Here is a 25,853-nt window from a genome sequence, read left to right on the forward strand (position 1 = left end):
CCGGTATTGCGGCGGAGACGGTTGAACGGGCGCTATTGATTGCCTCTCGCGTCGTCAACCGGCTTTCAAGGGCAATAGCCGATTGACGCCCTTTCGCCGCTTGTCTAAGTGCTAGGGAAATTACCGTGCCAAGTGCCACGGACAGTTGTGCTGAAACTATCAGATCTGCGATGTATAGATGACGGTAGAAGTAATCGGGCGTGCATGCGCCGCACCTGGGGCGAATTCGCCTGAGGAATTGTTCGAGTTGATGCGTGCCAGGGTATGTTCCGTTACGAGCATACCGGCCGACCGCTGGGATATAGCCCGGTTCTGGCACCCCGAGATGGGCGTGGCTGGAAAGTCCTATACGTTCGCCGCAGGCGTTCTCGGCGACATCTACGGTTTCGACCCTGCACTGTTCGGTATTTCCAAGCGCGAAGCCGTTTTCATGGACCCGCAGCAGAGACTGCTGCTTGAGGTGACCTGGCGCGCGCTCGAGGACGCCAATATCCCGGTTGCCAAGATCCAAGGTGAGAGGGTCGCCGTGTTCGTCGGCGCCTCCAGTCTCGATCACGCCAACCTTTCCGTTGAAGATCCGGCGGCTCCAGGCCCCTACTTCATGACGGGTAACACGTTGTCGGTCGTCGCCAATCGCATTTCTCACGTCTTTGGTTTGAACGGTCCCAGTTTGTCTGTCGACACGGCCTGTTCATCGTCGCTGGTAGCGCTCGATCAGGCGGTCAAAGCGCTTGAAGCCGGCGAGATTGACACTGCAATCGTTGGTGGCGTCAACGTTCTTGTCCATCCTCTTCCGTTCGTCGGCTTTGCGCAGGCGCGCATGCTGTCGATGGACGGTCTCTGCAAGGCCTACGACGACGATGGTATCGGCTACGTCCGTGCGGAAGGCGCTGCTGCGCTTGTTCTGAGGCGATCTGATCGGGTCCGCAAGGAAGGAGACCGCAGTCGCGCCACGATCGTGGCGACTGGAACGAATGCCGCCGGTCGTACGAACGGCATCTCTCTTCCATCGCGGGAGGCGCAAGCCGAATTGCTGAAGGCCGTCTATGACGGGAACGGCATCGATCCCAACGATGTTGTCTTCATCGAGGGGCATGGGACCGGCACCAAGGTCGGTGATCCGGCTGAAGTCTGGTCCCTCGGTCAGGTCATTGGCAAGCGTCGGCGCCAGCCAATCCCGATCGGATCGATCAAGTCGAACATCGGCCATACCGAACCGGCCTCCGGTCTTCTTGGCATGATCAAGGCGATGCTTGCGCTGGAGAACAACTATCTTCCGGCGTCGCTGCATTTCGAAAAGCCGAACGAGGACATCGACTTTGAGGATCTGAACGTTCAGGTTGCGAATGAGCCGATCTTGCTCGAAAAGCGCGATCGTCCTCGTCTTGCCGGTATCAATTCGTTCGGCTTCGGTGGCGCAAACGCCCATGTTGTCATCTCGGACCCCCAGCTGAGCCTCCAGCAGCGCGCCAGCGACGACCAGGGCGATGCGCCGGTTTTTCTTGCGTCTGCCCATACGATTGAAAGCCTCCGAGGTCTTCTCGAAGGCTATAGCGAACGGTTGAAAAAGGCGCCGAGTGCTGCTGAAAAAAGCGCGATCGTTGCCGCTGCCGGCGCTAACAGAAGCGCGATGCGGCACCGCTTCGTCATGCGTGGCTCCGCCGATAGTGTTTCGGATACGATTTCCGCCTATCTGGCGGGTGTCGGTCGCGGCGTCGCCGAGGTCGGCGAGGCCACGACGCGCGACCCTAAAGTCGCGCTGGTGTTCTCCGGCAACGGCGCGCAATGGGCGGGCATGGGGCTGGAGGCGCTACGCCGAAACGAGGTGTTCCGTACCACGTTCTCGACCGTTTCCCGATTGTTCCACGCCTATTCGCAGGTCGACTTGCTCGACGTGTTGTCCGATCCGGGACTTGCGGAGAAATTGGGCGACACCAAAATCGCCCAGCCACTGCTGTTTGCGATTCAGGTCGCACTGTTTGATGCGCTGGTTGCTCTTGGCCTGGATACAGCGGCGGTACTCGGACACTCCGTCGGCGAAGTGGCAGCGGCTTACGCGGCAGGTGCCCTGACGCTCGAGGACGCTGTCACGGTAATCGCGAAACGTTCGCTTCACCAAGACATTCTTGCAGGCGAAGGTACGATGGCCGCCGTGAAGCTCGGCGAGCAGGCTACGCTCGATCTCATCGAATCCCTCGGGCTTGATGGAATTACCGTCGCCGCTGTAAACGCACACAACTCGGTGACTGTATCCGGCACCTACGAGCAGCTGAAGGCTCTGCGGGAAAAGGCGCGCAAGCGGAAGGTCGCGGTTCAACCGCTCGATATCAACTATCCCTTCCACCATCCGCTCATCGACCGGGCGCGCGATGCATTTCTCGCAGACATGCCCGCCATTTTCCCCAGATCATCGGCGACTGCCTTTATCTCGACGGTCACGGGGACGGTTCTGGACGGTGCCTCGCTTATGCCGGAGTACTGGTGGCGCAATGTTCGCCAACCGGTGAAGTTCATGCATGCTGTCGAGGAGGCGATAGCCCGGGGCTGCACCGTGTTCGTCGAGGTTTCGCCTCGCGCCATTCTGGGCGGCTACATCGGCGATATAGCCAAGAACCGTTCGGCCTCGGTGAGCATCGTGCCGACGCTTTCGCGAGATGACAACGAATTCGACGCCGATCCTGTCTTCCAGTCGCTGGCCCGTGCGATAGCAAGTGGTGCGGCCTTCAACGAGGAACGTGTTTTCGGACGCCGGAATGCATTCGTCTCCCTCCCGGCCCTGCCGTTCGAGAAGGTCGATCTCCGTCCTGATCGGACCAGTGACCGCGCAGATATCTACGGTCGTGACGAGGAATTCGGCTACACGTTGGCCGGCTGGCGCATCGATCCCAACGGTGCTTCGTGGAAGAACCACGTCGACGCCCACCTCTTCCCCGATCTTGCCGAGCATGTGGTCGACGGGCGTGCGATCATGCCGGGCAGCGGGTTCATCGAAATCGCGCTTTCTGCCGCACGGCAATTCTATCGGTACGATCAGGTGGAGATCTCAAATCTCGAGATCGTGCGGCCGCTCGAACTCAGCCGTAACCGCCTTATCGAGCTGTCGACGATTATCTCACCGGAGACGGGAGACCTCGAAATTCGTTCACGCGAACGGTTGAGCGAGGATGACTGGTCGGTGCATGTCGTGGCACGCAGCCGGAAGCTTACGGTCGCCGAGTTGGCGTCGACCCCGGAAATCGAGGCGGACGGCGCCGGTGTCGAGATAGATCCGGCCAACGCCTACCGCATCGCTTCCAATTTCGGTCTTGATTATGGCCCCAGCTTCCAGCTGATGGCGCAAACCGTCTGTCATGGCGACCGTCTGATCGAGGTGCGTCTCAAAGAGGCGGCAAAGCCGGCACACCCGAGTCTGCGGTACAATCTCAATCCCGTATCGGTTGATGCAGTCTTTCACGGCTTGGTGGCACTCTTCGACCGGTTCAGCGGCGACCATGGCGGCGCGCCGTATATTCCGGTTCGTTTCGGAGCGATCTGCGTGGCGGCGACGGAGAAGCCGGTTCGTCGTGCCATCATTGAAATCGAACGGTTGAGTCCGACGTCGATCAAGGCGAAGTTCCACCTTTTCGACGAGGACGGCGGCCGTGTCGCGACCTTCGAGGATTGCCGTTTCCGGCGTACTTATCTGAAGCAGCGCAAGACACTCGGCACACTTTCCTTCCACTACGAGGTGCTGCCTGCTGCACGACAGACGGTTACTTCGCTGGCGGGCGGAACCTCGGGCGAGACGCTGTTCAACGATGTCCCTGAAAGCGCGCTCGACAACGAAACGTTTCTCTTCAACGCGGCGATCTTCCGCGCGATGCATGACCTGCTGTCGATTGTCGGCCAAGGCAAGCAGGTCATTGCAGCCTCCGATCTACCGGAGGATCCGCGTCTTCGTCCGTTCCTGTTCAACGGTCTGCATCTTTTGACCGACGCCGGTTTTGCGGAACAACGCGATGGCGGATGGCAGCTTGCCAGCGAATGCTCTTTGCCGCCGGTCAGCGAGATTCTCGGTGAGCTCTACACGAGCGCGCCCGAACGCACGGTCGAGGCGGTGCTGATCAACGACTGCTACCGTGAAGCCCGCGAGCGCCTCGGCGCCATGCCGGAAAGCGCTGGCGAGGACGACGGAAAGGCTGACCGCTTCATCAGCGATGCGACGCTGGAACACTTGACAATCCATTCGGTCGCTGCGCGTAACCGCGCCGATATGGTTGTTGGGGCACTGCAAAATGTCCTTGCCGGTGACCGCAGCAGCGTTCGCATTCTCGAGCTCGGAAGCACTTCGCCGCATCTCACGCGCCGCCTCGCGGATGTCGCCGAGGCAAAGAACGCAACGCTTGCCATTTACGAACCGGACAACGGTCTGCGACACCGCCTTGAACTGGCCTTCGAAAATGACCCGCGTGTGACCTTGCTTGATCGGCTTGAGACAGAGCTTGCGGCTGATGTCATCGTGAGTGCGAGCGATCGCCTGCGAGAGCTCATCGAGAACGATGTGGCCAAGTTCGCCTCGGATTGGCAGACCGGATCGGCTGTCTTGCTGGCAGCTGTCAACGCACCCGGCGTTTTCCAGGATTTCGTCTACGGTCTGAGCAACGGCTGGTTTTCGCGAAGCAGATCGGAAGAGTTCCCCGTTGGCTCTCTCCCGTCTGCCACCGAATGGTCGGAGATCCTCGAGCAGATAGGCTACACGCACGCCGATGTTCGCCAGCGGGACATGACCGGCGGGAGCGCAATCCTGATCGAGGCAAGGGGAAGACGGGTAGTCAGCGGTGAAGCCGTCGCGGAAACGTCGGCGGTCGTCGAACCTTTCCGTCCGGTCGTGATGGTGCATGGGCGTGGTATCGAGAGCGGCACGCTCACCGAAGTGGCCAGGACGGCGGGCTTCTCCCGTATGCAGGCGTTTGCCGCCAGCGGTAATCTCGATCTCGACAAGGCAGCTTTCCTCGACGTGTTTTCCCGCGACGGTGGCGCTACCGAAAAGATCGTATTCCTCAGCCCCCGGCATCTGCAGGCCGAGGACGCTTCTCGTGAACTGCAGCACCGAGTGCTGGTGCTGAGTGCGTTGGCGCTGGCGCAGGCCGAGTATCGCAACGGCACCGCTCAGGCACAGAAGCTTCGCCTGATCGTCGTGGCGCCCGGCGGTGCCCCCGCCGGCGGCTCGTCGGCCGCCCGCCCGGCTGATCCTGTCAATTCCGGCCTTTGGGTGTTCCTGCGCGTCCTGCGCAACGAATTCGACTTCCTTGACGTGGAGTGCGTCGACCCCACGGGCGGAACTGATAACCTGAAAGTGTTGCTCGAAGCGGCACATCGGGTTTCGGAGAGCACCGGACGCAACAGAGAATGGTGCATTGAAGCCGACGGGACGTTCTGCGAGATCCGCGCGGTACCGGGTGCCGCGCCGCGTGCGTTCGGTGTCACCAGTGATTTCACGGCGGCGGTCATCCGCCAGCAGGTACCATCACAGGTCGCGAGCATACGGTGGGAAAGTTGCGACTTGCCGACGATCGGCCCCGACGAGGTGCTGGTCGAGGTCGCCGCGACAGGGCTCAATTTCCGTGACGTGATGTGGGCGATGGGCCTGTTGCCGGAAGAGGCTCTGGAAGACGGTTTTGCCGGCGCCTCGATCGGCATGGAATTCTCGGGTCGCGTCGTCCGTACTGGCGACACGGTAGACGATCTGTCAGTCGGTGATCCGGTGATGGCGATTGCCGCGTCGGCATTCTCCACTCACGTCGCGGTGAAGCGGACCGGTGTTGCAAAACTGCCGGCCGGCATCGACCCGGTCGCTGCCGCATCCATTCCTGTGGTCTTCCTTACCGCCTATTACGCGATTGTCGAGCTCGGTCGTGCGCGGCCCGGCGAGACGATCCTGATCCATGGCGCTGCCGGTGGGGTCGGCCTTGCAGCCTTGCAGGTTGCCAAGCATGCCGGCATCAAGGTGATTGCAACCGCGGGAACCGAGGAGAAGCGCCGGTTCGTCGAGATGCTCGGCGCCGATCACGTCTTCGATTCCCGCACCCTGAGCTTTGTCGGTGACGTCCTCAACGTAACCGGTGGAGAAGGCGTGGACCTCGTTCTGAATTCACTCTTCGGCGAGGCGATGGAAAAGAGCCTGTCGCTCGTCAAGCCGTTCGGGCGGTTCCTTGAGCTCGGCAAGCGAGACTACTATTCCGACAGCAAGATCGGTCTTCGCCCCTTCCGGCGCAACGTTAGCTATTTCGGCATAGATGCCGACCAGTTGCTGGTCTTGCATCCGGACCTCTCGCGTCGCATGCTGACAGAGATCGGAGCACTCTTCGATGAAGGCGTCTTCTCGCCGTTGCCGTATCGTGCCTTCGATCATGACGAGATCGGTGACGCGTTCCGCCTGATGCAGAACGCCGGACATATCGGCAAGATCGTCGTGCTTCCTCCGAAGGACGGCATTGACCATGTCGCCGCGAAGGCACCGAGGACGATGAAAGTCGACCCACAGGGTGCGCACCTCGTCGTGGGCGGTATCGGTGGCTTTGGTCTCGTCGCTGCGGAGTGGCTGGTGGAGAAGGGTGCGCGGACGATCGCGCTCTGCTCCCGCCGGGGAACAGCCGATGAGGCGACCGCCGCTGCCATTTCCCGATGGACACAAAGCGGCGTCGACGTCAGGCTTTTTGCCTGCGACGTTACGCGCGAGAGCGACGTGAAGGCGATGCTCGCCGACTTGCGTCGGGCAGCCCCGCTGAAGACGGTGATTCACGCCGCGATGATCCTGGACGATGCTCTGATCGGCAATCTCACCGAAGAGCGGAACCGTCCTGTTATCGACGTCAAGGCCAAGGGTGCTGCGATCCTTGATGCCGAGACCCGGGTGGACGTCCTCGATAACTTCATCCTGTTCTCATCGGTCACCACCCTCGTCGGTAACCCGGGCCAGGCGAACTATGTCGCCGCCAACGGCTTCCTGGAAGGGCTTGCGCGGGCGCGTCGGGCCGAAGGCCTGCCGGCTCTCGCCGTTGGCTTCGGCGCGATCGCGGACGCCGGTTATCTGGCGCGCAATGCGGATGTCGGTCAGCGGCTCGACCGGCGACTCGGCAAGACGGCGATAAATGCGCGCGACGCCCTGAACGCTGTCGAGGAGTACATCGGAAGTGCGCCGGACACGGTCGATGCGGCTGTCGTCATGATCTCGGAGTTCGACTGGGCCGCCGCGCACAATCTTGCGGTGGTGAATGAAGCTCTCTTCGACGTTGTGATGCGCAAGGCCGCTCATCACGCCAGCGGTACCGAGGGCGGTGACATCGACCTCGTCGCGATGATCGAAGGCAAATCGCCGGCCGAGGCGCAGGATGTCCTCTTCGATATCCTCGCCTCCGAGATCGCGACGATCCTCAGGGTTTCTCGCGAGAGTATCCTCAAGGAAAGCGTGCTCAAGGACATCGGGCTCGACAGCCTGATGGCCGTTGAACTTGGCTTGAACTTCGAACAGAATACAGGCTTCGACATGCCGCTGAGCAGTCTTGCCGATAACGCGACAGTGGGTGATATCACGCGCCGCCTCTACGAGAAGGTGAAAGCTCGCAACGGAGCGGAAGAGACTGATGCGGACGTCTCGGCGGAAACACGCATTGTCGATGAGTTGAGCCGTCGGCACGCCGGAGCGGAGTAGCGACGAGCCGACCGGCGGTCGGGTGCCTGGAGTTATGGACTTATGGACGAAAGCAAGCGGCAGAATATCCTGAACAGGATGAAGGGTCTGCAGAAGAACGTGGATCAGGGGCGTGTTTTCCGAACGGAACAAGCTCTCAGTTCGCTGCCTCGTCGCAAGCAGCCGGGATTTGGTGATCTGCCGGAGTACAAGCAGGTTGTCATGCAGCAGCGTGCCAGCGAGTATCTCGGCATGGAGAACCCGTTCTATCGCGCCCATGAGGGCGCGAGCGGCGCAACGGCGATGATCGACGGTCGCACGTACGATAATTTTGCTTCTTACGATTATCTCGGTTTGAACCGGCATCCGGATGTGCTCGGTGCGGCCGAACGCTCCATTCAGCAGTTCGGTATCTCGGCGTCTGCGAGCCGGTTGGTGGCCGGAGAGCGCACGATCCATCACGAACTGGAATCGTCCATTGCCGAAAACTACGGCGCGGAAGCCGCCATTTGCTTCGTCAGTGGTTACCTGACCAACGTGGCGGCCATTAGTTGCCTCATGGGACCGCGCGATCTGGTGATCCATGACGAGTTCATGCACAACAGTGGCCTGGCCGGCGTCAAACTCTCAGGCGCCACGCGCCGCTTTTTCAAGCACAATGACGTCGCCGATCTGGAGCGCGTACTCAAGTCGCTGGCCGACCAATACGAGCGGATACTGGTCATCGCCGAAGGCGTCTACTCGATGGACGGCGACATTGCGGACCTTCCCGGGCTTCTGCGTCTCAAGGAGCAATACGGCTTCTGGCTGATGCTCGACGAAGCGCATTCTCTCGGAGTGCTCGGGGACAGCGGTCGCGGCGTTTTTGAGCATTACGGCGTCGATCCGGCCTCCGTCGACATCTGGATGGGTACGCTCTCCAAGACAACATGCAGCTGCGGCGGCTATATCGCGGGTAGCGAGGCTCTGATTACGCTTCTGAAGGCTCAGGCCGGCGGCTTCGTCTACAGTGTCGGTCTGGCTCCGGGTCTGGCCGGCGCGGCTATCGCCAGCCTTGGCGTGTTGAGAGCCGAACCACAGCGAACGCGGGATCTTCGGCGAAACAGCCACTTGTTCCTGGATTTGGCCCGGCAGCGCGGCCTCGACACCGGTCTGAGCCAAGGCTATTCCGTCGTGCCGGTTCTGGTCGCCGACTCGCTTCGTGCCGTGCAATTATCGAACGAGTTGTATCAAGCGGGTGTGAATGTTCTCCCGATCATTCACCCGGCGGTTCCTGAAGGTCTGGCTCGGCTGCGCTTCTTCATCACGAGCGCACACACGGAAGAGCAGATCGGCCGTGCCGTCGATCTGACGGCGACAATTCTCGAAAAGCTGAAACAGCAGAACTTCGGGCTCGCGTCGGTGGATGTCGGCCAGTTGATGGCGAAGCTCGGCAAGGGCTGAGGCGCCGGCGCGCTGTGGCGCGGCGTGTGGTTGGCTTTGGAGATCGAAGAGCCAATGGTTCATGTCATCGTGACAGGCGGATCGAGCGGGATAGGGCTCGCTATCGCGCGCTGCTATTTGAAGCGGGGAGCCACCGTCACTCTCATCGGGCGAGATTCCGATCGACTCACCGGTGCGCGTGATCGTCTGTGTGACGAAACAGGCTGTTCTCAGGAACGTGTTCATCTCGGTCAGGCGGACGTCGCCGACGAAATCCAGCTCGAGAGCGTGATCGCGGCGGCGGAGGCGACGCACGGTGCGTGCGATATTCTGGTGGCGTCGGCGGGCGTCGTTGCGCCGGCGGAGTTCCATCTGCAGGAGGCGCAGGACTTTCGTCGGCAAATCGACACGAACCTGGTCGGGGCGGTGAATGCCGTGCGGGCCGTCTACTGCGGGATGAAGGCGCGCGGGCACGGCAAGATACTGGTGGTGTCCTCCGGCGCTGCGCTCATTGGTATCTTCGGTTATGCCGCCTATTGCGCTTCCAAGTCTGCCCTCATGGCGTTCGTCGAGGCTTTGCGCCTGGAGGCGACAGCTCACGGGATCGGCGTCTCGATCTGTTTTCCGCCGGATACCGATACGCCGCAGCTGGCCGCTGAACTGCAGGTTCGCCCGGCGCAGGCAGCGGCTATGATGAAAGCTGGCGGAGCCTGGAGCGCGGAGGCTGTTGCCGCGAGGATTGTCCGGGCGCTCGACCGAAATGAGCGCACCGTCTATTTCACTGCGACGATCTTCCTGCTTGGCCGTTTCGGTTCGGTCGTGCGGCCGATCGTCTACTGGTGGTTCGAGCGCAAGCGCGTCAGGCTGCGGTGATGGACGCCTGCCTCAATTCCGGTTCATAGCGATAGATGGTTGCCGCCGAGGAGGGACGCTTCAAGGCGGAACAGGGATCCATAATCCGCGTGACCACACCACGCGCGCCGGCTGCGATTGCTTCGGCGCCGAGAAAACCGCCGCGGACCTGGGTTGTCGTCACGAGCGCTTTTGCAAGCACCTCTGGCATATCCGGTTGCGGCGCTTGCGGTGTTCTCCAGAAGTTCGCGAGGCTATCCTGATGCGTGGCGCCGGCAACGTCGTAGATCGCGGCACCGAGTGTGATCACAGGCTTGTCTGCCATGATGGCCGACAGGCCGACCGTTGAATTGACCGTGACAATTCCGGTGGCATTGGCGATGAGCTTGTCGAGATCACCGCCGTCGATCACATCGACGCGCTGCTCGACGCCATGACGCCGGGCCTCTCGCATGACAAAACCGGCCCATCCGCTTAGCCCGTTATCGATTGGATGGGTCTTGAACAGCAGTCGTGTATCCGCCGGCGCCTCCTCTGCAAAGGAAGAGATGGTCGCGCTTACGATCTCGAAGTGGTCGCCGAACGGCGCATGAATGCGGATCTGGTAGTCCCCTGGCAACTGTAACGGAAACAGAAAGTACCGCGGCGCCGACGTTTCCGTCGGCAGGTAGCGTTGTTGCACCTCCTGCGCTTGCCTGCGCCGGCGGCGGGAGGTCAGACCTTTTCCGATCCAGCCCGCATATTCGACCAACGGATGAACGGGACCGTGCGTCCGATAATTGGGATGAAGCAGCCAGCCCAGAAGGACGTTGGGAACATGATAGGCAAGATCATAGAGTGCGTAGGTGAGGAAGCTGCTCTTGAAACGGCTTCGCAGATCGACAGCCGGAACACTATCCGCAAGTGCACGGAGCGTCGTTACGTCGCGCGGAAACCAGGAGCGTCCGGACATGCCCTCCGGCTCGATCGTGAGCCAGTCAGGACGGAGATAGCCGTGTTCCAGGACGTGAACTCTGACACCGGCCTCGCGTGCAATCTCTACTGCGGCGGCATGCTTCTGTCGGCCGTCTCCAAGCATCAAGATGTCGGTGATGCCGTTACGACGAAGATAGTCAAGAAGGAAAGCGGGCCATTCGTCCGATCCACCGGTGAACCAATCGGCCTTTCGCGGCCACCAGAAGACGCCGTCTCCCAAGCAGAAATTGATCTTGAAGACTTTCGCGCCGGCGTTCTCCGCTTCTCTCGCGACCTCCTTGAGGAACGGCGAGGCGGGGCCCTGCAAAATAAGGAGTGCCAAACGGTGCATGATCCCGACCTGCAAACTTGTTCGTCCTTGACCGGTCTCTTATAGTCACCTAACGAGAGCGACAAAAGCTCGACGTTAGCGGATAAGATGTAATGGTATCGCATATTTCCAGCCTCGGACCTGCCGTCTGATGCAGCGGTCGGTCAATGGGCCCGTTGTTTTATTCCTTCAGGGCCCTCCTTCAGTTTTTTGGCGAGAACTGGCCGAAGCCTTCGAGCAGGCGGGTGTGCCGACACATCGCGTCAACTTTTCGCTCGGCGACCAAGTTTACTGGCTGAAGCGGGGGCAATCAACTATCGCCGTTCGTTGAAACACTGGCCCATTTTTCTCGAGAAACTAATCCGGCGGGAGAAGGTCACCGATATTCTCTATTACGCGGACCAGTTGCCCTATCACGAGATTGCCTGCGAAATCGGGGCAAGGCTTGGTGTCCGTTGTCATGCGGTGGAGTTCGGCTATCTGCGACCGGACTGGATCACCCTCGAACGCGACGGAATGGGTCACCTCTCCCATTTCCCGAACGATCCCGTCGCGGTACGGGCGATCGCCAGCAAGGTCGGTACGCCAGATCTTCACGTTCTGTATCCGCATAGCTTCGGGCAGGAGGCATTCAACGAGGTCTTTTACAATCTGACGGCGTTTTTTGGTCGCGCGTTCTTCCCGCTTTACGTCGCTGACAAGTACTACTCGGCGCTGGTCGATTATTTGCCTTGGCTCGTGCGGTGGGTCCATCGCCCGCGTACTACACCGCCTGAGCTCTTCGAGAATGGTCACGTGCCGTTTTTCATCGTCGCGCTTCAGCTGCAGAGCGATTATCAGATCCGCGCGAACTCGCCGTACGGTCATCTCGAGGAGATGCTGGACGAGGTCATCGCTTCGTTCGCTGCACACGCCGCTGTCGGTCACGCCCTTGTCTTCAAGCAGCATCCGCTCGACAACGGGCTCGAACGTTGGGGCAAGAGGATCGCGCGCATCGCCGAGAAATACGGTGTCTCCGAGAGGGTCATGTTCATCGAGCAGGGTAACCTGGATGCAATCCTGCGGCAGTCGTCCGGCACCGTCGTCGTCAACTCGACGGTTGGCATCCACAGCATCAGGAAATTGAAGCCGACGATTGCTCTCGGCTGTGCCGTTTATGACATCCCGGGACTGACACATCAGGGAAGTCTCGACGCTTTCTGGACCAATCCCGAGCCGGTTGACGAACAGCTTCTCCATGACTTCATAGCGGCTTTGGCGGCGACAATTCAGGTCAAGGGAAGCTTCTACAACAAAGAAGGCCGGCGTGCCGGCGTAGCCGAGGTCGTGGCGCGTGTGCTTGAGGCGCGGGTCAACGAGCCCGGCGCCTTTGTCGATCCGGCGCCTCGGATCGAATCGCCGAAAGCATCGTCACGGCGATAGCCTTAGATTGGACGAGCCGACCATAACCCCGCAGCTGGTGCTGGAATGCAACAAAAAACCCGCTGGCAATGCCAGCGGGTTTTCTTATGCGTTAGGTCTGCGCTGACACTATTCGCGGTTACCGAGGAAGCGCAGCAGGAACAGGAAGAGATTGATGAAGTCGAGGTAGAGCTGCAGCGCGCCCATGATCGCCTTGCGGCCGGCACTGTCGCTGCTGTCGGCTTCATAGTAGGATTCCTTGATCCGCTGGGTATCCCAGGCGGTGAGCCCTGCGAAGATCAGGACCCCGATGACCGAGATCGCGAAGTCGAGCGCCGACGAAGCCAAGAACAGGTTCACGAGGCTCGCGATGATAAGACCGAACAGGCCCATGATCAGGAACGACCCCATGGCCGAGAGATTACGCTTCGTCGTATAGCCGTAGAGCGAGAGGGCACCGAAGGATGCTGCCGTCACGAAGAAGGTCTGCACGATGCTCTGCCCGGTGTAGATCAGGAAGATCGAGGACAGCGACAGACCCATGAGGGCGGCGTAAATCCAGAAGGTAAGCTGCGCCGCGGCGACACTCATTGTGTGGATGCGGAAGCTCAGGAAGAAGACAAGCGCCACCGGTGCGAAGATGACAACCCACTTCAGTCCGCTGACATAGATCGCCTGACCGAATGCGGTCAGCTGACCGTTGTCCACGGCAAGATTGAAGCTCAGATATGCTGCAACTCCCGTGATCGCCAGACCGAGTGCCATCAGGTTGTAGACCTTCAGCATGTAGGCGCGAAGGCCTTCGTCGATCATCGTGGCCGATTGAGCATTGCCGCTCGTCCGGCTTTGGTAGTTACGAAGTTCAGCCATAGTTTCCTCTTTTCAAGCTTCGGAATGGTTACGGTGTCGGGTCATGATCCCGAGGCGCCGCTGCGAAGCTCAGCATGCCTGTGGTCAATATGAGGTTTTCCGGGCTTTGCTACAAGAGCAAGCGCTTTCAAAAAAAACGGGAGCATCATTCGCCGGTCATGCCGCGAAGGAGGCTTTCAGAGTTCTCTCAGAACGGGAGCGGCCTTCTGTCCGAGTACCCGCCAAGTTCCCGCGAGCCCGACGCCGACCGTAATCAGGAGCGAAAGCGCCAGCGTTGTCAACGCCACCGCAGGAAGGAACGACGATGGTAGATTCATAATCCGCGCGGTTACGTACCAGGCCGCCGCGCCTCCGCCCACGAGTGCGAAGGCAGCCGTGGTGGCGCCGAGGAGGAGGTATTCGTAGGTAAAGGCGCGGATCAACAGCCCTCGCGTCGCGCCGAGAGTCTTCAAGATGACGGCGTCGTGGGTTCGTGCGCGGTTTCCGGCAGCCAAGGCTCCCGATAGAACCAGGACCGATGTGATGAGCGCAATTCCGGCTGCTGCCCGGATCGCAGTCGCCAGTTGCCCGACCAGTCGTTCGACGACGTCTAATGCGTCTTTGACCCTGACGCTCGTGATGGTCGGATACGCGCGCGTGACCGACTTCAGGACAGCTGCCTCCTCCGCACTCGTTGCATTAGGCAGTGTAAGTGTCGCCAACCACGTGTGTGGCGCACCGGCAAAGGTGTTCGGAGAGAAGATCATCACGAAGTTGATCGATAGCGACTCCCAGTCGACTTCGCGGAAATTGGCGATCTTGGCCGTGATGCTTCGTCCAAGGACATTGACCGTTACCGTATCTCCGACCTTCAGCCCAAGCTGGGCCGCCTCCTCGGCCGAGAATGAGACCAAGGGCTCGCCGGTATAGTTCGCCGGCCACCATTCGCCGGCGGTCACTTGTGCATTGCGGGGCAACGTCTCTGCGTAGGTGATGCCGCGGTCGCCGCGAAGCACCCAGCGTCCGGCCGGTGGTACTTCCATTTTCGATACATCTGTGCCGTTGAAGGCGAGAATTCGGCCACGCAACATCGGTACTTCTTCGATCTGGCCTGCAGGAGAGCGAGCGGCGAGAAGGCTGCGGAAGCCGTCCAGTTCCGTCTTCTGGATATCGACGAAGAAGAAGTTCGGCGCCCGTTCGGGGAGGCTGCTGGTCAGTTCTCGTCGCAGGTTGCCGTCGACCAGTGCAAGGGCGACGAGGAGCGTGAGACCCAATCCGAGAGACAGGACCACGGAAGGTGTAAGGGCACCCGGGCGGTAGATATTGCCGATTGCCAGACGCATGGCTGCTGATGCCGGACGAGGGGCGCGTCGCGCCACGAGTGCGATCAGGAATGCGACGAAGCGCAGGACGATGAAGCCGACCGCCATCGAAACCAGAAAGAGAGTTGCGATCCAGCGATCGTCCGAGACACCGATTGCCAACACCGCAAGCGTGATGAACAGGAATGCGGCCGCGAGGATGTAGGTACGCGAGGGCCAGCCGCCGGCCTCCAGGCCCTGTTCCCGAAAGAGAGCGGTTGCCGGTATCTCGCGGACGTGACCCAGAGGCAGTATCGAGAAGGCAAACGTGACAAGCGCACCGAACAGTGACGCAAGCACGAGTGCACCTGGATAGAGCGTGGGCACAAGGGGAATCGGAAGTATCTGCGCCAGGTATTGTGCGGCAATGATCGGCGCTACGATGCCGACGACGAGCCCGCCTGCGATGCCGAAGGCCGCGATGATGGCGATCTGGATGAAATACACTAACACGACCACAGTCGCCGGCGCCCCTAGACACTTCAAGGTGGCGATCACCACGCGCTTGCTGTCGAGAAATGCGCGAACGGCATTCGCCACGCCAACACCTCCGACGATCAGTGCGGTGAGGCCGACGAGCGTGAGGAACTGTGAAAATCGCGCGATATTCTCGCTCAATGCCGGCGCGGCGCGGTCGCTCGTGCGGATCGACCAGCCGGCGTTCGGCAGAGTCTTCTGGGCCTTTTCGCGTAGATCCGCGGGAGAGAGTTGCGGATCGTGGAACCGTACCTTGTAGGCGTGTTCGACCAGGCTGCCGGTCTCGACGAGACCGGAGGCCTGGAGACCGTCGAGGCTTGTCAGCAGACGGGGTGCAAATCCCATCCCGTCAGAAATAGCATCCGGTTCGCTTGCGATCGTACCTGCGATATGGAAGCGAGCTTTTCCGACCAGAAGCTCGTCGCCGACCGTGAGGCCAAGGCGCTCGAGCAGAAGGGGTGCTGCCAGCGCTCCGAAGATGTCATCCTTCTTCGTGAGCGCTTCGGCAAGAGGCATCGGCGGTTCGGATGCAAACGCGCCATAGAGCGGATAGAGCTGATCGACGGCCTTCACTTCGACCAGCGACTGGTCAGAGCCATCCGGCAGGCGGGCCATCGAGCGCAGGGCTGTCGACACCGCAACCGTCCCGAGCCCGTCCAGAAAACGTCGCTCCTCCGGTGTGGCTTCCCGGTTGTTTAGTTCGAAGCGCGCGTCGCCGGCAAGCAGCTCCCGGCCCTGAGACGCAATGGCTTCCGTAATCGCGGTGGAGACGGAATTGACGGCCGCGATCGCCCCCGTACCCAGCGCGATGCAGGCTAGAAAGATGTAGAACCCGCGCAGCCCGCCGCGCAACTCCCGCACTGCTATTCTGAAGGCGACGCGAAGGCGCGGAAGAAAGGCTTTCATGCCGGCAGTCGCGCTTCATGTCGTTCGCTTTGCCGGCGGTCTTCGACAATCGTACCCGACATGACCTTTACCTGCCGCGAGCAACGTGCGGCCAGCAGCGGGTCGTGTGTGACCAGCAGCAACGTCATGGCGCGCTCTGTTTGCTTCGCGAAGAGGAGATCGGCAATCTGGCGTCCGGTTTCCGTATCGAGGTTGCCTGTCGGCTCGTCCGCGATCAGTACGGCGGGAGAAGGCGCCAGCGCTCGCGCGATGGCGACACGCTGCTGTTCTCCGCCTGAAAGCTGTCCGGGGTAGTGACTCAGCCGTTCACCAAGCCCGACCGCCTGAAGCTCACGCCGGGCTATCTCGAAGGCGTTACGGACGTTGGCGAGTTCGAGTGGCACCGCGACGTTTTCGAGCGCCGTCATGTTGGCGATCAAATGGAACGATTGAAAGACGATGCCGATGTTGCGGCCGCGGAAGTCCGCCAGCGCATCCTCGTTCAAATCGTGCAGTGCCGCACCATTGATGATTATCTCCCCTTTATCGAGCCGCTCGAGACCGGCGAGAACCATGAGGAGCGTCGATTTTCCCGATCCGGACGGGCCGACGATACCCACTGCCTCACCGCGGTCGATGGCGAGATCGATGCCCTTCAGGACGTGAACCGCGGCGGCGGCGTTCCCGAGCGTCAGATCGGCCTTCTTCACTTCAATGATTGTTTTCCCCACGCGCGCTCGCCCTATATGTTGAGTATCGCCTGCAGGATCGGTCTGCCGTCTGCCGCGGGCTCTGGTCAATTTAGGGAAGGCAATATGAGATTTAAAGCAGCAATCCCCCTTTTTGCGGCGCTGGTATTTGCTGCTTTGCTGGTTGGTCCGCTCAAGGCGGAGGACAGGACGCTGCAGATCGTCGGCTTTGGCGACAGCCTCATGGCCGGTTACCAGCTGCCTCCGGAGGACGCGCTTCCTGTACATCTCGAAAGAGCGCTAATCGCCGCCGGCCGGAAAGTCGTCCTTACGAACGCAGGGGTCTCCGGCGACACATCTGCCGCCGGGTTGGCACGAGTGGATTGGTCCGTCCCCGATGGCACTGACGGGGTCATACTCGAACTCGGCGCGAACGACGCCTTGCGCGGCGTAGCACCGGAGGAGACCGAGAGAAATCTCGAGGAAATCATCAAGCGATTGCGCGGCAGAGGCATAGACGTTCTTCTCGTCGGCATGATGGCGCCGCCTAACATGGGGACGGATTACCGGGACCGATTCAATCCGATCTACAAGCGGTTGGCCGACAAATACGGACTTGAGTTCTATCCCTTCATCCTTGACGGCGTTGTCACCGAGGCCAATCTGAAGATCGACGACGGTATGCACCCCAATGCGAAAGGGATTGCCGTCATCACCCAGCGGATGCTGCCGGTCGTGGAGCGCTTTCTCGACCGCATTTCCTCCGCCACAAATTAGGGGGTTGCGCGGATCGGCGTTGCGTGATTCGCTATTCTTATCTGCAAGAGATTCGGGGAGCTCGCCATGCCGAGATTGTTCACTGCCCTCGAAATTCCGCGTAATGCGGCTCTCAGTCTTTCCCTGTTGCGTGGCGGACTTCCCGGAGCTCGCTGGATCGACGTGGAGAACTACCACATCACCTTGCGTTTCATCGGCGATGTCGACGGAAGGACGGCTGACGAGATCGTCGACCGTTTGGACCGGATCGATCGCCCCGAATTTCTCCTTAGTTTGAGCGGCATCGGTTCCTTCGGTTCGAAGAAGCCGCATTCGGTCTGGGCTGGCGTTTCGCCGGCGCCGGAAATGTACGCGCTTCAGGCCGAAATCGAGCGCATCTGCCAGCGTATCGGCCTGCCGCCGGACCCCAGAAAGTTCAGCCCGCACGTGACGCTGGCGCGGCTCAAGTCCTCAAGGGTCGACGACGTCGTCCGCTATCTTTCCGGGCGGGGTGATTTCCACACCGGACCCTTCCTCGTTCCGCGCTTTGTTCTCCTCTCGTCGAAAGAATCGGTCGGAGGCGGACCTTACCTCACCGAGGAGGTGTTTCCGCTTCACGAGGCGCGTCCGGCTGCAAGTTTTGCGAGCAGGGACGCGCAGTCGGCGAAGAGCATGCTGTAAGCTTGTTGGAGGCTATCTTGTTCGCCGTCTGGGCGGGGTCAATGACGAGCGTGACCGGTTTTTTTGCCGTCTATCCTGGCGCCGGATCGCCGATGGCAGGTGTTAGGAGACCATAGCGAGGGGAATTGAATTCCGCGTCCGTTTTCCCATATCGTTGCAGAATGTGAGGACGAACCATGGATGAGATCAAGTTCGGCGACATACTGCTGCCCGGGGACGAAGGCACCCAGGAGCGACAGGAGAGGACCGTTCGGGCAAGGTTCTGGCCGACGATGCGTAAGGCCATGCGTCAGTTGCCGTTCGGGCGCGATGTCGTTGCCGCATACTACTGCGCGACCGATAGACAGACGCCGTTGCGCGTGCGCGGCATACTGCTTGCGGCGCTCGGGTATTTCGTACTTCCTTTCGATACGGTTCCCGACATGCTGGCAGTCGTTGGCTTCACCGACGACATTGCTGTATTGACGACGGCGTTTGCGCTGATAAGCAGTCACATCCGGGAGCAGCATTACGAAGCGGCAGATCGCGCGCTCGCCGACGAACCGGGCGTTGCCGCCGGGTGATGACCCGAGCAACGGTCGGGTGCCGATGCCCATGTTGCAGACCGGCAAGGACAAACTCTCGCCGGATTTGTTCTGTTCTGATCAGGCTGCTGGGGTAGTGCGCACCGTCAGATGACGTCGGCGATCAAAAATCGGTCTGATCGGCTGAAATGCTGCCTTCGGCGACGAGATCGAATGCCTTGTTGACGGTTTGGTAACCTAAATTAAGTCAAACTGAATCAGGTTTTGAGAAGGTGGCTCGACGCGCGGTCGGGCCTTGGACGGAAACGTAAGCGGCAGGACAACATGTTTGTAAGACGTATCGCAACCGCATTGGCAATTGTGCTGGCAGGCTACGGGACAGCTATCGCTCAGGCGCCGACCCGCATCGAGCAATTCAAGGCATGGGGCGCGTATTCCTACAAGTCTAACGGCGGAACGGTATGCTACGTGCTTTCGGTTCCGACTGCAAAAGAACCCGCCGCCGTTGATCACGGCGACATATTCTTCATCGTTTCGCAGCGTCCCGGCCAGAACATCTCCTACGAGCCGCAGGCGATGATGGGCTACAAGCTGAAGGACGGGTCGAAGGTGAATGTCACCATCGACAACAAGAACTTCGTGATGTTCACCAAGGACAAGGCGGCCTGGGTCGAGAATGCGGCGGAGGAACCCGCCCTGGTCGCGGCGATGAAGGGCGGTGCGTCCATGACCGTCAAGGCGACATCCGCCCGCGGCACGCCGACGTCCTACACCTATTCCCTCTCCGGTATCTCTGCAGCTCTCAGCAAGATTGAAACCTGCAAGTAATTCGGCGTGGGCCGCATACGACTGTATATAGATGACGGGCAGCATCTTGCTGGCCCGTCATTTGGTGTTTCCGGATATCGTCGACGCTGCAATACATTCCGGATGACGTCGTCCCTGTTTGATGGTAATGGGCGGCCAGGAAACCTATATGGTCCGCATTAAACCCAATTCCCCAGTGGAACTCGATAGTAACTAGACGACCGGCACACCCGTAACGACAGGATCGCGGGTAAGGCATGGTGCGTGAGGCGAAACAGTATGGCTTCTCTCGACGCAGTAATTTCAGGCAAGCCCAAGATGGCACTCGCGCCGGTCCAGGACGCTATCTCCGGCAAGCCGTCGCTGATCGGCCTCGACCGGGAGCAGCTTGCTGCGGCGCTGCGCGACAAGGGTGTGCCCGAGAAGCAGGTCAAGATGCGCGTCGCGCAGATCTGGAACTGGATCTACGTCCGCGGAATCTCCGACTTTGACGCCATGAGCAATGTCGCGAAGGACATGCGCGAAATGCTGAAGGCGAACTTCACCGTAGCCCGGCCGGAAATCGTCGAGGAGCAGGTCTCGAACGACGGCACCCGCAAATGGCTGCTGCGCTTTCCGCCACGTGGAGCTGGTCGCCCCGTCGAAGTTGAAACCGTCTATATTCCCGAAGAGGGCCGCGGGACACTCTGTATCTCGAGCCAGGTTGGGTGCTCGCTTACCTGTTCTTTCTGCCACACCGGAACGCAGAAACTGGTCCGAAATCTCACCTCCGAAGAAATCCTTTCGCAATTGTTGCTCGCGCGGGATCGTCTTGGCGATTTTCCCGATCGTGACGTGCCCGTCGGTGCCATGGTGCCTTCCAGTGATCGCAAGATCACCAACGTGGTCATGATGGGCATGGGCGAGCCGCTCTACAACTTCGAAGAGGTCAAGCGTGCGCTGCTGATCGCTTCCGACGGTGATGGCCTCTCGCTTTCCAAACGGCGCATCACGCTTTCCACTTCCGGCGTGGTGCCGGAAATCTATCGCACGGGCGAGGAGATCGGCGTCATGCTCGCGATCTCGCTGCACGCCGTGCGCGACGAACTTCGCGATATGCTGGTTCCGATCAACAAGAAGTATCCTTTGAAGGAGCTGATCGCCGCCTGCCGTGCTTACCCGGGTCTTTCGAACGCACGCCGCATTACCTTCGAATACGTGATGCTTAAGGACGTCAACGACAGCCTCGAGGACGCGAAGGGACTGGTGCAGCTGCTGAAAGGCGTCCCGGCCAAGATCAACCTGATTCCGTTCAATCCGTGGCCTGGCACGAACTACCAGTGTTCCGACTGGGCGCAGATCGAAAAATTCGCCGATTTCATAAATCAGGCAGGTTACGCCTCGCCGATCCGCACGCCACGTGGCCGTGACATTCTCGCTGCCTGCGGTCAGCTCAAGTCCGAGTCTGAGCGCATGCGCAAGACCGATCGACTGGCGTTCGAGGCGATGATGATCGCCAATCACGGCGAAGACGACTAAAAAACGCTCCGGCAGAACGGAAAGCCCGCGTTTTGGTGCTTGATTCCGTATTCCGCCGCTTGGATCGCGATTGATTTCATCCGATCATCTGCCTAAGAAGGCCGCCAGTAAGCGACAGAGATTGGAGATGAACTCATGCGCGCTCTCGTACTTGCCCTCGTAGCTGCCACGGCCCTTGCCATGCCGGTCCGTGCAGATGAAGTGACGGTTGCCGTCACGGCCATCGTCGAGCACCCGGCGCTTGACGCCGCACGCGACGGTGTCAAGGAAGCCCTGGCGGAAGCCGGCTTCAAAGAGGGAGAGAACCTCAAGTTCCTCTATGAGTCGGCGCAGGGTAATCCGGGCACTGCCGCCCAGATCGCTCGGCAGTTCATCGGCGAAAGCCCGAACGTGATCGTTCCGATCTCCACCCCTTCGGCACAGGCCGTCGTGGCCGCCACCCGTGACATTCCCGTCGTCTTCACGGCGGTGTCCGATCCGCTCGGCGCACAGCTGGTCAAGGACATGCAGAAGCCCGGCGGCAACGTGACTGGTCTCTCCGACATGTCCCCCGTCGCCGATCACGTTGCGCTGATCAAGGAAATCACGCCCAACGCCAAGACCATCGGGTTCGTCTACAATTCTGCGGAAGCCAACTCCGTCTCGACGCTTGCCGCACTCAAGGCGGAAGCCGAGAAGGCAGGCCTCGAAGTCGTCGAATCGGTGGCTACCAAGTCGGCGGAAGTGCAGGGGGCGACACGCGCGCTCGTCGGCCGCGCCGACGTCATCTACATCCCGACTGACAACACCATCGTTTCGGCTTTCGAGGCTGCCGTCGGTGTCGCCGTCGAAGCAAAGATCCCGCTCTACGCCGGCGATACGGATTCGGTTGCCCGCGGCGCAGTTGCTGCTCTCGGCTTCAACTATTTCGATGTCGGCAAGCAGACCGGTGAGATCGTCGCACGCGTCCTCAAGGGCGAGGCTCCCGGCGACATTCCGGTTCGCGTCGCGGCCGGCACGGATCTCGTCATCAACAAGTCCGCCGCCGTCAAGATGGGTGTCGAGCTTCCGGAAAGCATCGTGAAGCGGGCGACGAAGGTCATCGAATAACTCAATCATTGCGAGGCCGCCGCAAAGGCGGCCTTGCTCATTGCCCGTGCACAGGTGCCGGGTTGAACAAGGACTGTCCGCCGTGAGCCAAATCGCCTTCTGGGGTGCCGTCGAGCTCGGCCTGGTCTTCGCCTTTGTTGCCATCGGCGTATATCTGGCCTTCCGCGTCCTCGATTTTCCTGACCTCACCGTCGATGGGTCGTTTCCCCTCGGAGCAGCTGTAGCCGCCGTTCTCATCATCGCAGGGCTCAATGCGTGGCTTGCAACGGCCGTTGCGATGGCTGCCGGTTCTGTCGCCGGATTGGTCACCGCGGTGCTCAACGTTCGCTTCAAGATCCTCAACCTGCTGGCCTCGATCCTGACGATGATCGCGCTGTTCTCGGTCAATCTGCGGGTCATGGGCAAGCCGAACGTTGCGTTGCTCAACCAGGACACGATGCTCACGCCCTTCTACGGGCATGGACTTGCCGACTATTACGTCCGGCCGCTGTTTCTCTTTGTGCTTGTCGGCGTTGCGGTTCTTCTCGTTTGGCGCTTTCTGGAAAGCGACGCCGGACTCGCGATGCGGGCGACCGGCGCCAATTCCCGCATGGCTCGTGCGCAGGGTGTGCAAACCGGTAACCAGATCTATCTCGGCATGGCGATATCCAACGCGCTCGTCGCGCTCGGTGGGGCGTTGTTTGCGCAGACCAACGGCTTTGCCGACGTCACCGCCGGTGTCGGCACCATCGTGGTGGGCCTCGCCGCCGTCATTATTGGCGAAACCCTGTTCGGGAACCGTGGTCTGCTGATAGCGCTCATCGGCTGCATTGTCGGTTCGATCGCTTACCGCCTCGCCATTCAGCTCGCGCTGTCCTCCGACGTGCTCGGTCTGAAGGCGTCCGACCTCAACTTCGTCACTGCTGTTCTCGTGGCCGTCGCGCTTGTTCTTCCGAGACTGCGTCGCGGAGGAGCCTCGTCATGATCTCGCTCGAAAACATCCAGGTCGTTTTCGGCCGCGGTACGCCGCTTCAGAAGCAGGCGCTTTCGGGCGTCAGCCTCGCCATCGAAACAGGCTCGTTCGTCACCGTCATCGGCTCCAACGGCGCTGGCAAGTCGACACTGCTCGGAGTATTGGCCGGAGATGTTCTTCCGACCGGTGGTCGCGTCACCATCGGCAACGCCGATGTGACCCGGAAGACGACAGCGCAGCGCGCTGGACTGGTCGCACGCGTCTTTCAGGACCCGCTGGCCGGAAGTTGTGGTGCGCTCCGCATCGCCGAGAACCTCGCTCTTGCGGCCATGCGCGGCAGGCGGCGCGGACTGGCAGACGCTCTCGGTGGTAATCGCCGGGCAGAGTTCAGAGATCGCATCGCTGCACTCAATCTCGGCTTGGAAAGCCGCATGGGCGACCGCATGGATCTGCTCTCCGGCGGACAGCGGCAGGCCGTGTCGCTAGTCATGGCGACGCTTGCCGGCTCGGAAGTCCTGCTGCTCGACGAGCATACGGCGGCGCTCGATCCGGGCATGGCCGAGTTTATCATGGAACTCACCCAGTCGATCGTCGCGGAGCGCAAGCTGACGACCCTGATGGTCACGCACTCCATGCGCCAAGCACTGGACTACGGCACCCGCACGATCATGCTGCACGCCGGTGAGATTGTGCTCGACGTGTCCGGTGACAGCCGCAAGGACCTGCAGGTCGAGGACCTCATCGCCATGTTCCGCAAGATTCGCGGGCAGACGCTGGATGACGACGAGCTGCTGATCGGCTGATTTCGCCCGGCGGTGGTCTTTTCGAGAATGGCACCTGGCTTCAGCCCGGCGCCATTTTCATTTGGCCTTCAACGTGCCTGGGTAAAGAAGATCTTCACGGCGAAGATCGAAAAGACGCCGGCGAAGGTGTAGTCAATGGCACGCAGTACCTTTCGGTTCGTCTGCAGCCATGCCGACAGTCCGTCTGCCATGAAGATGATCGCAAGCCCGATCGGCAGTGACAGGATGATCGACCATATGCCGAGGAAAAGAAGTTTGCCGGTGACATGCGGGTCGCTGGCGCTGACGAACTGCGGCAGGAAGGTCATGAAAAAGATGATGACCTTGGGGTTCAGCAGATTGACCCATAGGCCGTTCAGGAACGCCTTTACCGGAGCCGACTGGCGGTCGCCGTCGGCGCGAACGACGAAATTCGAACCATGGCGCACCGCCTGGATGGCAAGCCACAGCAGATAGCCCGCGCCGCCGGTCTTCAGGATGGTGAACGCCATCGGCGAGGCGACGATCAGTGCTGAAATGCCGAAGGCGACCAGTATCGTGTGAATGGAAATCCCGAAGCTCGTGCCGGCGAGCGTCATTAGCCCTGTCGCGCGACCGTCTCGCAGCGAACGGCTGATCCACAGCGTCATGTCGGGCCCGGGCGTGATCGCAAGCAGGAAGATCGCAAGGCTGAAGGCGAGGATGGTGGCAAAGCTCGGAATGAAGTCCATCAGAAGGTCCGCAATGAGGAAAGCCCGGAAGGCGACGCTATCGCATCATCCATACCGGGCCCGGGATCGCTTGCCAATCAGCTTTGCTTCTCGACGAGATGGGCCTTGAAACTGTCTGCGTAATCGGCGTGCCAGCGGGAGAGGGGCGGGCGGTTCTCCACGATGTCTCCTGCCGCCCAGAGCATGCGTATTTCGTCGGTGCGGCGATCAACCTCGTTGTCCGGGCACAGAATGTAGAAATCGCCCTTCGAGAGGCTGTCCATCATGAAGTCGACCGTCTGTTCCGGCGTCCAGGCGCCGGCCGGCTTTTCAGTCCGCCCGTTTGCAGTGAGTGGCGTGAAGACGAAGCCGGGGACGAGCAGATGAGCCGAGACATGGCAACCTTGCGTATTTCGCAGCTCGTGCTGCAGCGCTTCGGTGAAAACTTTCACGCCTGCCTTAGAGACGTTGTAGGCCGGATCTCCGGGCGGCGTGGTGATGCCCTGCTTCGAACCGGTGTTGATGATGAGTGCCGGTTCTCCGTGGGAGATCATGCCGGGCCCGAAGGTGCGGCTGCCATTGACGACACCCATCAGGTTGACGGCGAGCACATTGTCCCAGTTGGCCTGCGGCCCGAAGATGGCGCTGCCCGGCTGGATCCCCGCGTTGTTCATCAGCACGTGGACTCGACCGAAACGCTGAACCACGGTGCGCTCCAGCGCCTCGAGTTCCTCCCGCTTCGACACGTCTGTCGGAATGGCAACCACGTCGGTCGCTCCGCTATGGGAGAGCGCTGCGACTGCGGCTTCAGCTTCGGCCAGTCGCTCGCCGACGAGATCGGCGATTACCACGCACATGCCGAGGCGTGCAAAGTACTTGGCAGCGGCCAAACCGATCCCCGACGCCCCGCCGGTGACCACAGCGAGATTCCCCTTCTTGAACGCCGCGTGAAGTCTTGTCATGCAAATCTCCTCAGCTCTTCGGGTGAAGGGGTGATATGGCCTATGGCGACCGGAAGGTCAAATCTCCAATTTGACGCGTGCTCCGTTCAACGCCAGTCGCTCTTGTCAGGCGTCGGTTCCCCTTGCACGTGGCGATAATCTCGCTAAAAGTGCCGCCAAATACGCACTCTGCTCACTGCTAT

The 25,853-nt window shown here is 60.6% G+C and carries 18 protein-coding genes; 12 read left to right on the plus strand and 6 right to left on the minus strand.

Annotated elements, in window-relative coordinates:
• Window positions 1-178 precede the first annotated feature (178 nt).
• The 3 genes from H4I97_RS00145 to H4I97_RS00155 are packed head-to-tail and all read left to right on the plus strand — an operon-like array spanning window position 179 to window position 9,964.
• On the plus strand, window positions 179-7,690 hold the full coding sequence (locus H4I97_RS00145; RefSeq protein ID WP_182305978.1) for a type I polyketide synthase: 7,512 nt from the start codon (window positions 179-181) through the stop codon (window positions 7,688-7,690).
• Between the two features lie 42 nt (window positions 7,691-7,732).
• Window positions 7,733-9,112, plus strand: coding sequence for an aminotransferase class I/II-fold pyridoxal phosphate-dependent enzyme (locus H4I97_RS00150; protein ID WP_182305979.1), 1,380 nt, complete (start codon window positions 7,733-7,735; stop codon window positions 9,110-9,112).
• Between the two features lie 54 nt (window positions 9,113-9,166).
• Window positions 9,167-9,964: an SDR family oxidoreductase gene (locus tag H4I97_RS00155; RefSeq protein ID WP_182305980.1), complete on the plus strand. Its 798-nt coding sequence runs from the start codon at window positions 9,167-9,169 to the stop codon at window positions 9,962-9,964.
• On the opposite strand, the gene H4I97_RS00160 is transcribed toward H4I97_RS00155, so the two are convergent.
• Window positions 9,951-11,264, minus strand: a complete 1,314-nt coding sequence (locus H4I97_RS00160; protein WP_182305981.1) for a capsule biosynthesis protein — start codon at window positions 11,262-11,264, stop codon at window positions 9,951-9,953. The genes H4I97_RS00155 and H4I97_RS00160 overlap by 14 nt on opposite strands.
• 291 nt (window positions 11,265-11,555) lie before the next feature.
• Between H4I97_RS00160 and H4I97_RS00165 the strand changes: the two genes are divergently transcribed.
• Complete coding sequence (locus tag H4I97_RS00165; protein ID WP_244658683.1) at window positions 11,556-12,650, plus strand: capsule biosynthesis protein; 1,095 nt, start codon at window positions 11,556-11,558, stop codon at window positions 12,648-12,650.
• Between the two features lie 108 nt (window positions 12,651-12,758).
• On the opposite strand, the gene H4I97_RS00170 is transcribed toward H4I97_RS00165, so the two are convergent.
• The 3 genes from H4I97_RS00170 to H4I97_RS00180 form a co-directional block, all read right to left on the minus strand.
• Window positions 12,759-13,499, minus strand: coding sequence for a Bax inhibitor-1/YccA family protein (locus H4I97_RS00170; RefSeq protein ID WP_182305982.1), 741 nt, complete (start codon window positions 13,497-13,499; stop codon window positions 12,759-12,761).
• A gap of 176 nt (window positions 13,500-13,675) precedes the next feature.
• Complete coding sequence (locus tag H4I97_RS00175) at window positions 13,676-16,222, minus strand: ABC transporter permease (protein WP_182305983.1); 2,547 nt, start codon at window positions 16,220-16,222, stop codon at window positions 13,676-13,678.
• On the minus strand, window positions 16,219-16,932 hold the full coding sequence (locus H4I97_RS00180) for an ABC transporter ATP-binding protein (protein ID WP_182305984.1): 714 nt from the start codon (window positions 16,930-16,932) through the stop codon (window positions 16,219-16,221). The genes H4I97_RS00175 and H4I97_RS00180 overlap by 4 nt, the downstream gene beginning before the upstream one ends.
• Before the next feature lie 84 nt (window positions 16,933-17,016).
• On the opposite strand from H4I97_RS00180, the gene H4I97_RS00185 reads away from it, so the two are divergent.
• The 8 genes from H4I97_RS00185 to H4I97_RS00220 all read left to right on the plus strand — a co-directional run bounded on the left by H4I97_RS00185 (window position 17,017) and on the right by H4I97_RS00220 (window position 24,020).
• The gene (locus H4I97_RS00185; protein WP_182307494.1) at window positions 17,017-17,667 is read left to right on the plus strand and encodes an arylesterase; all 651 of its coding nucleotides are present in this window, start codon (window positions 17,017-17,019) and stop codon (window positions 17,665-17,667) included.
• Window positions 17,668-17,733: 66 nt separating this feature from the next.
• Window positions 17,734-18,327, plus strand: coding sequence for an RNA 2',3'-cyclic phosphodiesterase (gene thpR, locus H4I97_RS00190; RefSeq protein WP_182305985.1), 594 nt, complete (start codon window positions 17,734-17,736; stop codon window positions 18,325-18,327).
• Between the two features lie 176 nt (window positions 18,328-18,503).
• Complete coding sequence (locus tag H4I97_RS00195) at window positions 18,504-18,890, plus strand: YkvA family protein (RefSeq protein ID WP_182305986.1); 387 nt, start codon at window positions 18,504-18,506, stop codon at window positions 18,888-18,890.
• Window positions 18,891-19,175: 285 nt separating this feature from the next.
• Entirely contained in the window at window positions 19,176-19,679 is a 504-nt protein-coding gene (locus tag H4I97_RS00200; protein WP_182305987.1) for an invasion associated locus B family protein, read from the plus strand.
• A 297-nt stretch (window positions 19,680-19,976) separates the two neighbouring features.
• Window positions 19,977-21,176: a dual-specificity RNA methyltransferase RlmN gene (rlmN, locus tag H4I97_RS00205; protein WP_378143165.1), complete on the plus strand. Its 1,200-nt coding sequence runs from the start codon at window positions 19,977-19,979 to the stop codon at window positions 21,174-21,176.
• Between the two features lie 135 nt (window positions 21,177-21,311).
• Entirely contained in the window at window positions 21,312-22,265 is a 954-nt protein-coding gene (locus H4I97_RS00210; RefSeq protein ID WP_182305989.1) for an ABC transporter substrate-binding protein, read from the plus strand.
• Between the two features lie 82 nt (window positions 22,266-22,347).
• Window positions 22,348-23,229, plus strand: a complete 882-nt coding sequence (locus H4I97_RS00215; protein WP_182305990.1) for an ABC transporter permease — start codon at window positions 22,348-22,350, stop codon at window positions 23,227-23,229.
• A complete protein-coding gene (locus H4I97_RS00220) occupies window positions 23,226-24,020 on the plus strand; it encodes an ABC transporter ATP-binding protein (protein ID WP_182305991.1) in 795 nt (264 codons plus the stop codon). The genes H4I97_RS00215 and H4I97_RS00220 overlap by 4 nt, the downstream gene beginning before the upstream one ends.
• Before the next feature lie 68 nt (window positions 24,021-24,088).
• Here the strand turns inward: H4I97_RS00220 and H4I97_RS00225 are convergent, their stop codons facing one another.
• Both H4I97_RS00225 and H4I97_RS00230 read right to left on the minus strand, forming a co-directional pair.
• Window positions 24,089-24,730 (minus strand): LysE family translocator, encoded by a 642-nt coding sequence (locus H4I97_RS00225; protein ID WP_182305992.1) that lies wholly within the window; start codon window positions 24,728-24,730, stop codon window positions 24,089-24,091.
• A 77-nt stretch (window positions 24,731-24,807) separates the two neighbouring features.
• Window positions 24,808-25,671 (minus strand): SDR family NAD(P)-dependent oxidoreductase, encoded by an 864-nt coding sequence (locus H4I97_RS00230; RefSeq protein WP_182305993.1) that lies wholly within the window; start codon window positions 25,669-25,671, stop codon window positions 24,808-24,810.
• Window positions 25,672-25,853: the final 182 nt, after the last annotated feature.

This window comes from Ciceribacter thiooxidans, from assembly GCF_014126615.1.
Lineage (GTDB): Bacteria > Pseudomonadota > Alphaproteobacteria > Rhizobiales > Rhizobiaceae > Allorhizobium > Allorhizobium thiooxidans.